The organism is Virgibacillus sp. LDC-1 (assembly GCF_030137545.1).
In the GTDB taxonomy this organism is placed as follows: Bacteria; Bacillota; Bacilli; order Bacillales; family Amphibacillaceae; genus LDC-1.
This window is the reverse complement of the sequence record NZ_JARUVL010000018.1, coordinates 25,553-40,916: the sequence shown is the minus strand read 5'-3', so window position 1 is coordinate 40,916 and position 15,364 is coordinate 25,553. Positions and strand designations below refer to the sequence as shown.

General features: G+C 36.4%; 15 protein-coding genes. 14 read left to right on the top strand and 1 reads right to left on the bottom strand.

Annotated features, from left to right (window positions below; genetic code table 11):
• The first annotated feature begins 83 nt into the window (after positions 1-83).
• From QBK89_RS13155 to pabB, 3 genes are all read left to right on the top strand, one after another.
• On the top strand, positions 84-896 hold the full coding sequence (locus QBK89_RS13155) for a DUF899 domain-containing protein (RefSeq protein WP_284141523.1): 813 nt from the start codon (positions 84-86) through the stop codon (positions 894-896).
• Positions 897-1,121: 225 nt separating this feature from the next.
• A complete protein-coding gene (locus tag QBK89_RS13150) occupies positions 1,122-1,688 on the top strand; it encodes an anthranilate synthase component II (protein ID WP_284141522.1) in 567 nt (188 codons plus the stop codon).
• A gap of 20 nt (positions 1,689-1,708) precedes the next feature.
• Positions 1,709-3,460, top strand: a complete 1,752-nt coding sequence (gene pabB, locus QBK89_RS13145) for an aminodeoxychorismate synthase component I (RefSeq protein ID WP_284141521.1) — start codon at positions 1,709-1,711, stop codon at positions 3,458-3,460.
• A gap of 277 nt (positions 3,461-3,737) precedes the next feature.
• On the opposite strand, the gene QBK89_RS13140 is transcribed toward pabB, so the two are convergent.
• The gene (locus QBK89_RS13140) at positions 3,738-4,268 is read right to left on the bottom strand and encodes a GNAT family N-acetyltransferase (protein WP_284141520.1); all 531 of its coding nucleotides are present in this window, start codon (positions 4,266-4,268) and stop codon (positions 3,738-3,740) included.
• 346 nt (positions 4,269-4,614) lie between these two features.
• On the opposite strand from QBK89_RS13140, the gene QBK89_RS13135 reads away from it, so the two are divergent.
• The 11 genes from QBK89_RS13135 (at position 4,615) to QBK89_RS13085 (ending at position 15,364) form a co-directional block, all read left to right on the top strand.
• The gene (locus QBK89_RS13135) at positions 4,615-5,157 is read left to right on the top strand and encodes a helix-turn-helix domain-containing protein (protein WP_284141519.1); all 543 of its coding nucleotides are present in this window, start codon (positions 4,615-4,617) and stop codon (positions 5,155-5,157) included.
• 128 nt (positions 5,158-5,285) lie between these two features.
• Positions 5,286-6,278 (top strand): ABC transporter ATP-binding protein, encoded by a 993-nt coding sequence (locus QBK89_RS13130; RefSeq protein ID WP_284141518.1) that lies wholly within the window; start codon positions 5,286-5,288, stop codon positions 6,276-6,278.
• A 40-nt stretch (positions 6,279-6,318) separates the two neighbouring features.
• On the top strand, positions 6,319-7,320 hold the full coding sequence (locus QBK89_RS13125; protein WP_284141517.1) for an ABC transporter ATP-binding protein: 1,002 nt from the start codon (positions 6,319-6,321) through the stop codon (positions 7,318-7,320).
• 78 nt (positions 7,321-7,398) lie between these two features.
• Complete coding sequence (locus QBK89_RS13120; protein WP_284141516.1) at positions 7,399-8,619, top strand: dipeptidase; 1,221 nt, start codon at positions 7,399-7,401, stop codon at positions 8,617-8,619.
• Between the two features lie 24 nt (positions 8,620-8,643).
• Positions 8,644-10,272, top strand: a complete 1,629-nt coding sequence (locus tag QBK89_RS13115; RefSeq protein WP_284141515.1) for an ABC transporter substrate-binding protein — start codon at positions 8,644-8,646, stop codon at positions 10,270-10,272.
• Positions 10,273-10,354: 82 nt separating this feature from the next.
• On the top strand, positions 10,355-11,293 hold the full coding sequence (locus QBK89_RS13110) for an ABC transporter permease (protein ID WP_284141514.1): 939 nt from the start codon (positions 10,355-10,357) through the stop codon (positions 11,291-11,293).
• A gap of 20 nt (positions 11,294-11,313) precedes the next feature.
• A complete protein-coding gene (locus QBK89_RS13105) occupies positions 11,314-12,195 on the top strand; it encodes an ABC transporter permease (protein WP_284141513.1) in 882 nt (293 codons plus the stop codon).
• Between the two features lie 13 nt (positions 12,196-12,208).
• A complete protein-coding gene (locus tag QBK89_RS13100) occupies positions 12,209-13,072 on the top strand; it encodes an alpha/beta fold hydrolase (protein ID WP_284141512.1) in 864 nt (287 codons plus the stop codon).
• A gap of 33 nt (positions 13,073-13,105) precedes the next feature.
• The gene (locus QBK89_RS13095) at positions 13,106-13,957 is read left to right on the top strand and encodes an alpha/beta fold hydrolase (protein WP_284141511.1); all 852 of its coding nucleotides are present in this window, start codon (positions 13,106-13,108) and stop codon (positions 13,955-13,957) included.
• A gap of 390 nt (positions 13,958-14,347) precedes the next feature.
• On the top strand, positions 14,348-14,872 hold the full coding sequence (locus QBK89_RS13090; RefSeq protein ID WP_284141510.1) for a phosphotransferase enzyme family protein: 525 nt from the start codon (positions 14,348-14,350) through the stop codon (positions 14,870-14,872).
• A 12-nt stretch (positions 14,873-14,884) separates the two neighbouring features.
• Positions 14,885-15,364, top strand: coding sequence for a phosphotransferase enzyme family protein (locus QBK89_RS13085; RefSeq protein WP_284141509.1), 480 nt, complete (start codon positions 14,885-14,887; stop codon positions 15,362-15,364).

Sequence of the window (15,364 nt, the reverse complement as noted above, 5' to 3'; positions counted from 1 at the left end):
GGAAAAAATAAAGGAAATGATGCTTGCAATCGAGAAGAAGTACAGAGGAGTTATTCTAAGAAAGAAAAGAGGGAGATGTGTATATGAAAGAAGAGCAAAATCGTCTGCAATTACCTGATGTCGTCTCACGTGATGAATGGCTTGTGGCTCGCAAGGAACTGCTACTCAAAGAAAAGGAGTTTACTAAAGCACGAGATGCGCTGAATGCAGAGCGCCGTCGCCTTCCAATGGTAGAAGTCAATAAGGATTATGTCTTCGATGGTCCGCAGGGAAAAACGCGTTTGCTTGATCTATTTGAAGGGCGTCCGCAACTTATTGTGCATCACTTTATGTTTGATCCTGATTGGGAAGAAGGTTGTCCAGCCTGCTCACTTGCTGCGGATAACATCGGTCATCTTGCTCATTTTCATGCACGAAACACATCATTGGCTTTGATATCCCGTGCTCCACTGTCTAAACTCCAACGGTACAAGGAACGTATGGGTTGGAACATTCCTTGGTACTCCTCTTTTAATAGCGACTTTAATTATGACTTCCATGCTACACTAGATGAATCTGTTGTTCCCATTGAATACAACTACTTAACCAAGGAGGAACTTATTCAGAAAGGTGTACCCCTTGATTCCGTAAAGTCAATGGAAGTTCCGGGAGTGAGTACATTCCTTCGAGATGGTGAAAGCATTTATCACACGTATACAACATACGCCCGCGGAACTGACCTAATAATCGGCATGTTCAATTACCTTGATTTAACAGCACTTGGTAGGCAAGAGGATTGGGAACAACCACCTGGACGTAGTGATGGAAACGGCAAGACTTGGCTTCGTCGGCATGATGAATATGAACATTCTTTGGACTCAGATTCTTGTTGCCATCCAAAAAAGAACGATAATTAAGCATGAAGAAGTGAGCGCTTTTCTGGAATAGAAATGCGCTCTTTTTATATGTTCTGAACCTCATATTCTACTTTCAACCAGCATTCGTAATTGCTCTCTTTTTATCCAGAATCCAGGATTCACTTTATGACAAGATAAATCCCTTGAAATTAATATGTATGATAAAATGATGAGAATATAAAACAGTTTTCTTAAACGAATAAAATCAATGAGGGATGGAAGTACATGCTGCTAATTGTAGATAATTATGATTCATTTACTTTTAATATAGAACAATACTTTAAGAAGCTAGAGGTGGAGGTTGAAGTTTGGAAAAATGATCACATTTCTATTAGTGAAATAGAAGAGCGAAATCCAAGTCATATTGTTATTTCACCTGGACCACATGCGCCTAATGACGCTGGTATCAGCCTAGAAACGATTAATCATTTTAAAGGGAAAATCCCTATATTAGGCATATGTTTGGGACATCAAGCAATTGGTCAGTTTTTTGGTGCGGAAATTGTTAAAGCCAAGCAACCGAAACATGGTAGACAATCTATGATCTTTCATAATCAAAAAACTATTTTTTCTGGAATACCAGATCCGTTTTCGGTTACGAGATATCATTCATTAGTAATTGATCCGCGTTCAATTCCACCAGAGCTTGAGGTGACATCAACATCTGATGACGGGGAAATTATGGCGATAAGACATAAATCTTATCCGATTGAAGGTGTGCAGTTTCATCCAGAATCCATCTTGACTGAATACGGCGATAAAATTTTACAAAATTTCTTGGAACATTATTAATTTAGGAAGGAATAGACTTTATGATTATGGATGAACAAAATAATAGAATGATATTTGACTTTGCTGCAAAACAAAATAGAGAAAGGTTGTTATTTGAGAAACCGGAAAAAATCGTGGCTGCATATAAGCCTAGCGAAGTACTCAAAGCTATGCAGGAAATTGATACATATATTCATGCTGGCTGGTATGCTGCTGGATATATATCCTATGAAGCGGGTAAAGGATTAGATGATAGTTTGATAACAAAAGAAAATAATACAATGCCTTTCGTGTATTTTGGAATTTATAAGGAGCCCGTAAAAATCCCTTTCCAAAATAACCAGCTGCATGATGATACGGATATCAACTTAAACTGGGAAATGAACGAAAGTGAAAAAGATTACAAAAAGAAGGTTGATGCGATTAAAAAACATATATCTGATGGGGATACATATCAAGTGAATTACACGGTAAGATTATCAACGGATGACACTTTTGATGATGCTCGTTATTATGAACAATTACTGAAAGCACAGGATGCAAAATACAGTGCTTACTTAGACCTGGGACGTTTCCGAATCTTATCTGTTTCTCCAGAACTGTTCTTTGAAATTGATAACGGGAAAATCTCCACTAAACCAATGAAAGGAACGATAAAACGGGGGAGATGGTTTGAAGAGGATATTGCTAACCGGAATGTATTAGTTCATTCCGAAAAAGACAAGGCCGAGAACCTTATGATTGTTGATTTATTAAGAAACGATTTATCGAAGATTGCTAAAACAGGAACTGTTCAGGTTCCGAAACTATTTGAAGTAGAGCAATATCCAACCGTATATCAACTAACATCGACGGTTACTGCTGATCTAGTTGATAACATAAGCTTTACAGAAATTTTTCAAGCATTATTTCCATGTGGCTCGATAACGGGGGCACCTAAAGTAAGCACGATGGCAATAATTAATGAGCTAGAAGCAACACCTAGAGAGATTTATTGCGGTAGTATTGGTTACATTACTCCCAAAAAACAAGCTGTTTTTAATGTAGCAATTAGAACGCTTATGGTAGATACGCAAATTAATAAGGCATATTACGGCGTTGGAGGGGGCATCACTTGGGAATCAACTAGTGATGGTGAATATAAAGAAGCGATCGCTAAGTCTGCTGTATTATACGAAAAAATTCCTTCTTTTGAATTGATGGAAACAATTAGGTACGAGCATAACACGTTTTACTTAATTGAAAATCATCTTGAGCGAATCTACAAGTCTGCGCAATATTTTAATATTCCATTTCATGGTGAGGATATTAAAAAGAAGTTAACTGAACATGCTGAGACCCTTCCCAAAGATCAGATTACGAAGGTAAATCTCTTTGTAGATTTGCAAGGTAATTGTAGGATTAAATCAAGTCCGTTTGATGGCAACAACAGTCACCGAAAGGCAAGATTAGCGAGTAGCCCGATTTTGAAAGATAATAAATTTTTATACCACAAGACTACCAATCGTGCATTGTATGAAAAGCATAAAGAAGGAAGACAGGATGAAATACTTTTATGGAATGAAGAGAAGGAGCTAACAGAGTTTACGATAGGGAATTTAGTCGTTAAATGGGAACAGGAATATTGGACACCACCAATAGAATCTGGTCTGTTACCAGGCACATTAAGAGAGCATTTAATTCGTACGGGGAAGGTTAAGGAAAGAAAATTATTAAAAGAAAACATAAAAGACTTTGAAGAAATATGGTTAATCAATAGTTTAAGAGGCTGGGTAAAAATTAATCTTGTGTAAAGGTAGCGAATTATGCGAAAAAGTATGCTTGAAGTGGGAGCTTCTTTGTTTTACGATGCAATCAACCTTTCTTCTCCTTAAACATTTCTTTACTACTTTTCTTGCTAGAGCGCTTATTATGGTCATCGCGTAGCGGTTGCGCTGTTTATTAGAGCCATCCCATTAGTGTCTGAAGAAGATTACCAGCAATAACCATAGAAAGCAGAGAAAACAAATTTAAATATATAACGAGATGAAAACCAGTTGCTTACATTTGTAAACAACTGGTTTTTGGATCTTAATCGGATTTCAGTCTTGAAAATAGTTGTATATCAGCATATTTGCCATCGTTTTTTTCATATTGACGAAGCGTTCCTTCATAAGTGAAATGGAGTCTTTCCATTAATCGGATCGAATTTTTATTTTTTGCATCAATTTTAGCTTCTATCCGATTCAAGTTCATTTCCTGAAATGCGATATCTATTAATTTCGAGATAGCTTCCGTGGCATAGCCTTTACCCCATGATGCTTTGGCAAGCTCGTATCCGATCTCTGTTCTATCATGTTCCTTATCTAGAGAATTAAATCCACATGAACCAATAATTTTGTTCGTTGATAATTCAATAATTGAATAACGCACTGCTTCATTCTTTTCATATAACTGGTTCAGAAAATAAATCATATCGGCTGCTTGTTGTTCGTTAGTGAAGTTACTAATATTCATAAATCGGGTTACATCTGGATCTGACCATATTCGGAAAAGTTCTTCCGAATCTTTCGTAGTTATTTTTCTTACGTGTAATCTTTCAGTGAAAAATTGTGTAATCAATACTTATTCCTCCGTTTAATTAGAATATGAGTGATAAATATTGATATCTGCGCATAGTTCATTCCCTTCAGATTATCGATAGGTTTGATTATACAGATTTTTATTGAGGAAGTATATATACTTCCAGTTTTTATGTAATTAAAGGGTTTTTTAATACAAATAATGTAAGAATAAAATTTATTTTTAGATAAATTAGAAAAAACAATAGACTTCGGCAGAAATTATGCTATAATTATAAAAATTTAGTAATACTATAATTTATTTTATTTTGAATTTTTGCTCACATCAATACAGGTGGAATCAAATTTAATAAAATGTTATCTCTCAATAATGAGGAGGTTTTCTTATGAAAGAGGTTTACGAGAAAATTAAAAAAATACGTAAACAACTTGGTATGACACTCAAGGATTTAAGTGAAGCAACAGACTTATCAATTAGTTTTTTATCACAAGTAGAAAGAGGTACCTCGAATCTTGCTTTAAGCTCATTAAAAAAAATTGCAGATGCTTTTGAAATTAACATTTCAGAATTTTTTGATGATAGAAAGGGATATTCTTATGTAACAAGACATGATCAACAGCAGGTGTTTCAGGTGAATGGGCTAGATACTTTATATGCTAATCTTGGTGGGAATTTTGATAAAAGAGTCTTAGCACCTTATATTCTGATATTGGATCCGAATCAAAAGAAAAAAAACACTTTCAAATTTGCCGGTGAAGAATTTTATTACGTATTAAAGGGGGCTGCAAAATTTATCGTTGACGATAATGAGTATCATATTTTTGAAGGAGATTCCATTCATTTTCCTTCCCATTTAGAGCACTATGGAGAAAATTTATTAGATGAAGAAACGCATTTATTAGGAGTGATTACACCTGTTGTGTTCTGACTTCTCCTGCATGTAACTGACAGTAAGTCTTCTATTTGTCCTATGAGGCAGGAAAGTGGGGATGAAAGAAAACCCTCACTAATTGAAGCTTTACTTTAAAAAACTAGCTCTTTAAAGGAGGTGATTATATGAAGGAACTATTGCGAGTGGAAAATTTGAGTGTAGATTTCCAAAAAGAAAAGGGTTTTATTCGAGCGATTGATAACATTTCATTCGAAGTATACCCTGGTGAAACAGTTTGTATTGTGGGGGAATCTGGAAGTGGAAAAAGTGTAACAAGTCTTTCTATTATGCGTCTATTGGAATACGAAAATGGAAAGATCGCTAATGGAGAAATCCTGTTTAATGACCAAAATTTAGTTGAAATGTCACAGGAACAGATGAGGCAGGTACGAGGAAATGATATTTCAATTATCTTTCAGGAACCGATGACTGCATTAAATCCTGTATTTACGATTGGAAAACAATTAATTGAAAGTATTGTTAGTCATAAGCATGTTCCTAAAAAAGTAGCGTGGGAGCAAGCCTGTGAACTACTAGCACTAGTTGGTATAAATGATGTTAACGTTCGAATGAAACAGTATCCACATGAATTGTCTGGTGGAATGCGACAAAGAGTGATGATTGCGATAGCACTAGCCTGTAATCCAAAGTTATTAATAGCTGATGAACCAACGACTGCTTTAGATGTGACGATCGAATCGCAAATACTAACATTATTAAATGACTTAAAAAATAAGGTTCATATGTCTATTGTTCTAATTACCCATGATATGGGAGTAGCTGCAGAGGTGGCAGATCGCATTGTAGTCATGTATGCTGGAAAAATTGTAGAACAAGGAACGGTTTATCAAATCTTTGATGAACCCACACACCCATATACGAAAGGTCTATTGCAATCTATTCCAAATGAGTCTGGGCCCCGTGAAGAGCGATTATATTCCATTAAAGGAAATATTCCTAGCTTAAGTCAGCTTCCAGCAGGATGCCGCTTTCACCCACGTTGTGAGTATGCAACAGAACAATGCAAAAAAAGTGAGCCAGACTTAGTTGTAGGAAATAATCGAAAAGTTGCATGCTGGAATTTTGAACGAGTAATTAACGATAAGGTAGAGCAATGATTTTATTATATAGCACATGAATGAAGGGAGGTAAAATAAAATGGAAAATTTACCAATAAACCAAATGAATAATAGGGAGGTATTGTTAGAAGGAAGAAATGTGAAAAAATATTTTCCAATAAAAGAGGGGTTGCTATCTCGCAATCAAAAGTTTGTAAAAGCTGTAGATGATGTATCACTAAAAATATATAAAGGTGAGACATTTTCATTAGTTGGAGAATCTGGATCTGGTAAATCTACCTTAGGAAGAGTGCTGCTACGACTCTATGATTTAACGAGTGGTTCTATTTCATTTGATGGTGTGGATATAACTTCTATAAAACCAAAAAAAATGCGGAATATACGAAAAGAAATGCAAGTTATCTATCAAGATCCATTTAGTTCATTAAATCCACGAATGAAAATTAGTGACATTATCGGAGAGCCTTTGGAAATTAATAAAATAGCAGAAGGAGTAGAAAAGCATAATAGAATTGTAGAATTAATGGAGTTAGTTGGTCTAGACCCTACTAGAATGAATCATTATCCCCATGAATTTTCTGGTGGACAGCGACAGCGGATAGGAATTGCTAGAGCAATTGCTTTGAACCCTAAATTTATTTTAGCAGATGAAGCAGTCTCAGCATTGGATGTTTCCGTTCAAGCACAAGTGGTTAACCTGCTTAAGGATTTACAGCAGAAGCTTGGATTGACGTACTTATTTATTGCGCATGGTCTAAATATTGTTCGTCATATTTCTGATCGAGTAGGAGTGATGTATTTAGGTAATTTGGTTGAAGTAGGAGAAGTCGAGGAGTTGTATAAGCGGCCTGCACACCCTTATACATCTGCATTAATCTCAACTAATCCCACTCCTAATCCAAGGTCAACAAAAGAGAAAGTAATACTAAAAGGAGAAATTCCATCTCCTTCGAATCCACCAAGTGGATGCAGGTTTCATACTAGGTGTCCGTTTGCAACGGATCGCTGTAAAAATGAGACCCCAGAGCTTGTAGCTTTATCGAACAGTCGATCAGTAGCATGTCATTATCCACTCGTATGAAGCGCTTACTTTCTTCAATTATCATAACATAATATTTGTTGGGTACTCAATAAATACCATTAAAGGGAGTTTATAGATATGGTGAAAATAAATAAAGAAAATATAAAAAACTACAATGGGTATAAATCATTTCAGTATTTAGAGGAAAATAAAGATTTTAAACAATATAAATTAGCAAAAGAATTAAATCGTGTCGAACCATATGTTTATCCAATTAGTGATGCAGAGGAGGACGAAGTACAAAAGATTATAAACGATGAGTTAATCATCTCTTTACATGAACACACATTTGTAACACCTGAAAACCTAGATGAAATAATGGAGTTTAGAAGGCAAGGAAGAGATTGGACAGGCTATGAAGGTTTAAGTATGTCTGGATTAGATGTTGTATTTGAAAATTATATGGATGGTACAGCATTTATAACTTCGAGTGCAGGCTGGAAATGGACAGATGTTATCCATGACTTAGGTATTCGTTATAGTGATTTTGCGCATCAGGATATGGTAATACGTGCGGAAACAGTGGAAGATATCTATCGTGCAAAGAAGGAGAATAAAATTGCCTTTGTAACCTCTTTAGAATCTGCAACACAGATTGAAAATGAAATTGATCGTGTAGATGTATTATACGGTCTAGGTGTTCGAGTGATGGGAATTGCTTACTCAGAAGCAAATTCACTTGGATCGGGGTTAAAGGAAAAAAATGATGGTGGACTTACAACCTTTGGTCATCGTGTGGTAGAGCGCATGAATAAGCTAGGGATGACAATCGATGTTTCTCACTGTGGCGATCAAACAGCTAGAGATGTTATTGCTGCTAGCACGAAACCGATTTTTATGACCCACGTTGGTGCCAGAGCTTTATGGAACATTAACCGTTTAATGCCTGATGATGTATTAATAGCATGTGCTGAAAAAGGCGGTGTTATTGGTATAGAAGCTGCACCTCATACCACATTGACTGAAAAGCATCGTGAACATTCTATTGAATCAGTAATGGAACATTTCGAATATGTAGCGAATCTCGTTGGGATTGATCACGTTGCATTTGGACTAGATACATTGTTTGGTGATCATGTAGGTTTGCATCATGCCTTTGCTTCTGCTCTATCTATCGGATCGTCACATGCAGGGGTGGACTTTGATGAAGTAGAATATGTAAAGGGATTAGAAAATCCGGCTGAGGCATATTTAAATGTTGTACGTTGGTTGGTAAAGCACGGTTATAGTAGAGAAGCAATTCGAAAAGTAATGGGAGGCAATATTATGCGCGTATTGAAGGATACGTGGGTAAAATAATCTAAAATGATTGGAGATATAGTCATGAGAAAGTATATCTTAATTGCAATAGTATTCTTTCTGGCAATATTATCGGCATGTGCGAGTGGAAATCCAGATAAAAAAGGAACAGAAAATGCAGCGAATGGAGCGTCAAAAGGAGAGCCGAAGGATGGTGGGGAGGTTTTTATTCCAATTGTTGGAGACCCAATCTTTAATCCTTGGCACCCGAATGCCTATGCAGAATCAAATATTGTGAATCGAATTATTTTTCAAGGGCTGACAAAACCCGGGCTCGATAATTTACCATCCCCTAGTTTGGCAGAGGAATGGTCTACATCAGAGGATGGGCTGATATGGACATTTAAGTTGAAACAAGGGGTTAAATGGCATGATGGAGAGGAATTTACAGCAAAAGATGTTGCTTTTACTTTTAATGAACTAGTATTGGATGCTTCACTTGGATCGAATGGAGCCTCTAATTATAAAGCATTGGATAGTGTAGCAGTAGTTGATCCATACACAGTTGAATTCCGTTTGAATCGGCCATTTGCATCATTACCAGCTTACTTGGCGTTTAATTCGGAAATTTTACCAGCCCATAAGTTTGAAGACGTTGAAAATCCATGGGAGCTTACTTCGTTTAACAAAGAAGCACCAATAGGAACTGGACCATTTAAGTTTGAAAAAGCTATTTCAGGTCAGAGTGTAAAAGTTACTCGATTTGATGACTTTCATAATGGTAAAGCACATCTAGATGCAGTGACATTCAAAATATTACCAGATGTCAATACCCAAATTGCACAAGCACTCAGTAATGAGTTAGATATATTTGTGCTAGAAGATAAATCATCGCTAGAAAGAGTGAAAAGTGCCGAAAATATAAATCTTGTATCCTCAGATATTACGAGATATTTTTGGATCGCTCTCGATTTAGAAAATCCGAAGTTTCAAGATGTAAAGGTTAGACAGGCTATGTTACATGCTATTGATCGTCAAGCAATAATTGATTCTGTATTAGGTGGATATGGAAACATTGCAAATGCTGCAATTACACCTGATCAAGAGAAATTTTATAAGCAAGATGTCACATCGTATGCATATAATCCTGAAAAGGCAAAAGCATTACTTGAGGAAGCCGGATGGAAAGACTCAGACGGTGATGGCATTCTAGATAAAAATGGAGAAAAATTTTCCTTTACTTTTGATATTGCATTACAAGGCGATCTAGAATCTATCGCTGTATTAGTGCAACAGTATTTAAAGGAAGCCGGTTTTGATGTAAAGCTAAATACTCTAGAATGGAATGCGATGATTCAAAAGAATGTTATTGATCGTGACTTTGAGATGATCCTTAACTGGTGGTCTTACCCATCGGATCCAGACGTTCTAGCACAATATCATTCATCAAACGCACAATCAGGTAATAATATTCCAGGTTATAAGAGTGATACATTAGATGCTTTGCTCGAAAAAGGACAGGCAGTTAGTGACCCTGATGAAAGAGCAGTCGTATACAACGAGATACAAGAATATATGTCTGAAAATTTGCCTTACCTTTATTTATGGTACCCACAGGAATTAAGCATTCGAAATAAAAGATTACAAGATGTTCCCGATATTCATTTTGGTGGTTCGCTTCACTACATTAATGAGTGGTGGATACAAAACTAGAAAAATTCTGGAGGGATAAATCTTTACAGAAGGTATGTCCCTCCTTTCTTTTTAGTTGTTGTGAAAGGAGGAGCAATAATCCATGCTACAGTTTGCGATAAAAAGATTAGGACAAAGTATTGTATTAATATTGATTGTGACGATGATTACCTTTTTTCTCATGAATTTGGCACCTGGTGGTCCATCTTCCATGATGCGAATGGATGCAACTGAGGAAGAAAGGGCAGCAATTTCAGAGCAGCTAGGTCTCGATGATCCGATTCCAATCCGATATGGAAAGTGGCTCATAGACGCTATGCAAGGTGATCTAGGCCTTTCTTTATCAAGCGGACAAGAAGTGACAGATAGAATATTAGAAAGATTTCCTTTTACTTTGCAATTAACGATGTGGACGATTGTCTTGTCTATTATTTTTGGAGTTTTATTCGGAATCATTTCGGCAACAAACCGTAATACTTGGAAGGACCATACGATAAATTTTGGCAGTGTTATTGGATTGTCGGTTCCCTCTTTTTGGTTGGCGATCATGATGATTTTGTTGTTTTCTGTGCAATTAAAGTGGTTACCATCATCTGGAGTTGGTGAAGGAAGTCTGCTTGATCAATTTAAAGCATCAATTATGCCAGTAGTTATTTTATCAACAGCTACATTGCCAACAATCGTTCGCTTTACACGATCATCGATGTTAGAAGTGATTACTCAAAACTATATTCGGACATCTCGTGCAAAAGGAATTAAAGAACGAACGGTTATTTATTCTCATGCCTTAAGGAATGCACTTATTCCTGTGATATCAATTATTGGGGTTCTTATACCGAGGTTATTAAGTGGTGCGGTCATTGTTGAATCTGTTTTTGGCTGGCCTGGGATGGGACGACTTATTGTAGAGGCAGCACAATCCAGAGATTATAATTTGGTAATGGGAGTAACTGTGATAGTTACTGTGTTAGTTGTAGTCTGTAATTTTATTGTGGATATTATTTATTCAAAAGTAGACCCACGTGTTAAAAATATGGGTTAATTGGTTTAGGGGGTGTATACATGAGTGAGATGACAGAAATAAGAGACGTTAGGACCTCAACCGTAGGATTAAAAAGCTTTTTTCATCAGCTGTCAAAAAATTATGTTGCGTTCACAGCGTTTCTATTTCTCTTAATTATTCACCTTGCTGTTTTTCTTGGACCACTTGTATGGACAGTTAATCCAGAGGCGGTGGATCCTATTAATGCATTAGCTGGCTGGTCATTAGAACATCCTCTTGGTACGGATAATTTAGGTAGGGACGTTTTAAGTAGAATGCTATATGGCGGACAAATTACACTTCTAGTAGGTTTTGGTTCTATGTTATTTACCGTTTTAATAGGTGGTTTAATTGGAGCGGTTGCTGGATACTTTGGAGGTTGGATTGATACGATACTTATGCGTTTTACAGAGGCTATGATGTCGATACCTAACTTTTTCCTTGCATTGGTAGCATTAACTGTACTTGGAAAAAGCCCGTTTATGATTATTATGGTTATTGCTTTTACCTCTTGGATGGAGATTGCAAGAGTAGTGTATGGAGAAACGTTAAAATGGAAGGAAAGTGAATTTGTTGAGGCTTCAAATGTGATGGGATCTAGTCCTATCCGCACTTTAATGAAGCACGTCATCCCACAGGTAATTCCTTCTATTATTGTTGCGAGTACGCTTGGAATTGCATGGGCAATTTTAACGGAAAGTGCAATTAGCTATTTAGGTTTAGGGATACAACCACCAACTGCTACCTGGGGGAATATGCTTCAGAATGCCCAGCAGTATATTTGGACTGCCCCTGTGTTAGGTGTTCTTCCTGGTGTAGCAATTACGTTGGTAGTTTTAGCGTATAACTTTTTTGGAGACGGATTAAGAGATTTACTTGATCCTAAAAATTCTCGAAAATAATTGGAGTGGAACGATGTTTATAGAAATTAATGGATGCAAACTTTATTATGAAGTACATGGACAATCTGATGAAAAGGATACTATTTTTTTTATTCATGGTGGTCCTGGACTAGGTGATTGTCGCGGGGATGTAACTACTTTTAAGCATTTGGAGTCAATGTATCAGCTTGTGTTTTTAGATATGCGTGGATCAGGTAGGTCAGCAGATGTACCACCATATACGCATGAGCAATGGGTAAAGGATATAGATGGTTTGCGGGATAGACTTAGTATCGACTCCATCATCTTACATGGCAGCTCCTATGGTGGATTTATTGTTCAGGAATATGTTTTAAAATACCCTGAGCGCACAAAGGCGATCATATTAAATGTAACGGCACCGGATAATCAGCATCATTTTGAAGCAATCGATAATGCGTTGAAAAGTGAGAAATCAACTATATGTAAAGAAGATCTAAAACGTTTATTTGCAGGTAAAGTTCAATCAAATCATGATTTTAGAACATTGTATGGAGCTATATTACCTTTGTATACAATGAAAAACGATATTGAAGCCCAGCAAGAAAAATTGAATCAAATTTACTTTCATTATCAAACACATAACGATGCTTTTCATAAAAATCTAGAAACATTTGATTTAAAGGATAAATTAAATGAAATTAGAGTCCCAACACTTGTTGTAGCTGGGAAAAAGGATTGGATAGTACCATCTAAGTATGCGAGGAGTATCGCAAATCTAATCCATCACTCAACTTATGTGGAGTTTGAAAACTATGGACATTCCTTAGTAAGAGAGGTTCCAGATGTGTACAGTGATTTACTGCAAAAGTTTTTGATGGGGAACCTTACTGGAAATCTAGTAGTTGATATTAACTAGCCCGTGAAAATCAATCAAAGGAGATAATTTAAAATGTATGTGAAGTTAAACGGCTGTAAAATATATTATGAAATTCATGGAAATAAAGAAGGAGAAACGATTTTCTTTATTCATGGTGGTCCAGGCATGAGTGATTGTCGGGGAGATGTTCATGCATTTCAAAAATTAGGGGATATCTATCAGCTCGTATTTCTAGATAATCGTGGCTCTGGTCGTTCGGAAACAGTGCCCCCATATACACATGAACAATGGGTTGATGATATTGATGCTTTAAGAAGTCATTTAGGAGTCGAAAAAATTCATATTCTTGGAGGAAGTTATGGCGGATACTTAACATTGGAATATGTGTTGCGATATCCCTCAAAGGTTAAATCGGTAATTTTAAGAGATACTGCAGCAAGCAGTAAATATAATTATATTTCCGAGGAAAAAGCCTTAAAAAGTAATTTGCCAGGAATAAATAAGGAAATGCTTGATCGTCTATTTAATGGACAGGTTCGCTCGAATGAAGAATTTAAAGAGATGATAAAGGCTATATTGCCTTTATATACAGTTGAATTTGATGAGAAAGCTGCTGAAGAAAAATTAAATAACATCTTCTTTAGATATGAAACACATAATTATGCGTTTCGGGTAAACAAACAGCATTATGATATCACGGATCGATTAAAAGAAATTGAGGCGCCTGTTTTAATAACGGTAGGGATTCATGATTGGGTAACACCTGTTGAATGCTCTGATGAATTGGCAGCAGGTATAAAGAACAACACTTATATAAAATTTGAAAATAGTGGACATTCTCCGCACGTGGAGGAGAATGACAAATATTTAAAGCTTGTAAGAAAATTTCTTAATGAAAATGGAGCTTTATCACATATCAAATAAGATGGACAACATGTAAAGTAGTGCAGCTTATCTTATAAGCTGCACTTTTTTCTGTGTAAATTTATGATAAAAAGAAATTTTGGTAGAAATATTCAGGCTCCTAATTTTGTTAAACTTTGATTAGGCTCGATTACTTAAAGAAGCTTTGAATGAGAAGCGAAAAATAATCAAGAATTAGATGAAATGATCAAGAAAGCGCCGAAAACGATCAAGAACCCGCTCGAAACGATCGAGAAAGCGCCTAAAACGATCAAGAAGTCGCCAAAATCGAGCGAGAACACCCCGAAATCGAGCGAGAATACCCCCGCAAACGATCAAGAATGCGCTCAACATTTATCTACCATCTTTGGTAGAATGAAAATCAACAGTTAAATAGGGGGGGAGAGCGGATTGGAGCAATCGGTATTAATTCAAAGTGCGGAGAAGTATGGGATTCCTCTTTACGCTCCAACTTTGGTAGGTGGATTTAATAATAACGTCTATGAATGTACCTTTAGGGAAAAACCAAAGCCAATCATCTTGAAATTTTACGAAGCTACGTCATTTCAGACAGAAGCATTAAAAGCTGAGGTGGAGTGGGTGAATTATTTGCATCGCGTCCATCTTGATATAGCCACTCCAATTGCTTCAAAAAAGGGAAACCTTATCGAAAAAATTAAATCAACCGAGGGAAAAAGGTATGTTGTTGTTGCCTATGAAAAAGTAAATGGAGTTCAGATTGATTGTCAAAATCCTGGGATATGGAACGAAAACCTTTTCGAACAATGGGGACAAGCGATGGGGAAGATGCATGAAGCAGCTAAAAATGTTCCCTTATCAACATTCCATGCCGAGATTCCCCATTGGTATGAGGAAAGATTGCTTTTACAAACCCCTGAAAATATTGATAAATCCATCCTGCTTCAATGGAAGTAAGTCAAGGTTGAAATGGCAAGCTTTAAAGCTAGTCAAAAAAACTACGGTATTATTCACCACGATTTGCATCATGAAAATTTTTTGAGGAAGCAAAGCGGTATTGCTTTGTTTGATTTTGGCGATATTGTTCAGCATTGGTTTATTTATGATATTGCTATTTCTTTCTATCATGCCCTGCAAACTGTACCATCCCAAAACGAACGACAACGAGATACTTTTTCCCAAGGGTTTCTTATCCACTTTCTACAAGGCTATAAAAAAGAAACAAGCATCGATGAAAGGGAAGTGCTGAGGCTCCCGTTTTTCTTAAAGTATCGTCGAATATACTCCTACATTTACCTAATGACACACCTCACAATAGAACACAAAAAGAAAGAAAGGATTTCCAATGCATTATTTCAAATGGAGAAAGCGATTGGCGAAGAACTCTCGTGTACGCCTTTAACAGGAGCGGATATATTAGCCTGCCTGCAAGGTGAAAATGAAAAGTGA

Coding starts and splice junctions, on each gene's coding strand:
- QBK89_RS13095 (WP_284141511.1), top strand. CDS start 13,106: ATGTATGTGAAGTTAAACGGCTGTAAAATATATTATGAAATTCATGGA.
- QBK89_RS13150 (WP_284141522.1), top strand. CDS start 1,122: ATGCTGCTAATTGTAGATAATTATGATTCATTTACTTTTAATATAGAA.
- QBK89_RS13130 (WP_284141518.1), top strand. CDS start 5,286: ATGAAGGAACTATTGCGAGTGGAAAATTTGAGTGTAGATTTCCAAAAA.
- QBK89_RS13085 (WP_284141509.1), top strand. CDS start 14,885: ATGGCAAGCTTTAAAGCTAGTCAAAAAAACTACGGTATTATTCACCAC.
- QBK89_RS13115 (WP_284141515.1), top strand. CDS start 8,644: ATGAGAAAGTATATCTTAATTGCAATAGTATTCTTTCTGGCAATATTA.
- QBK89_RS13135 (WP_284141519.1), top strand. CDS start 4,615: ATGAAAGAGGTTTACGAGAAAATTAAAAAAATACGTAAACAACTTGGT.
- QBK89_RS13120 (WP_284141516.1), top strand. CDS start 7,399: ATGGTGAAAATAAATAAAGAAAATATAAAAAACTACAATGGGTATAAA.
- QBK89_RS13105 (WP_284141513.1), top strand. CDS start 11,314: ATGAGTGAGATGACAGAAATAAGAGACGTTAGGACCTCAACCGTAGGA.
- QBK89_RS13155 (WP_284141523.1), top strand. CDS start 84: ATGAAAGAAGAGCAAAATCGTCTGCAATTACCTGATGTCGTCTCACGT.
- QBK89_RS13125 (WP_284141517.1), top strand. CDS start 6,319: ATGGAAAATTTACCAATAAACCAAATGAATAATAGGGAGGTATTGTTA.
- QBK89_RS13100 (WP_284141512.1), top strand. CDS start 12,209: ATGTTTATAGAAATTAATGGATGCAAACTTTATTATGAAGTACATGGA.
- pabB (WP_284141521.1), top strand. CDS start 1,709: ATGATTATGGATGAACAAAATAATAGAATGATATTTGACTTTGCTGCA.
- QBK89_RS13110 (WP_284141514.1), top strand. CDS start 10,355: ATGCTACAGTTTGCGATAAAAAGATTAGGACAAAGTATTGTATTAATA.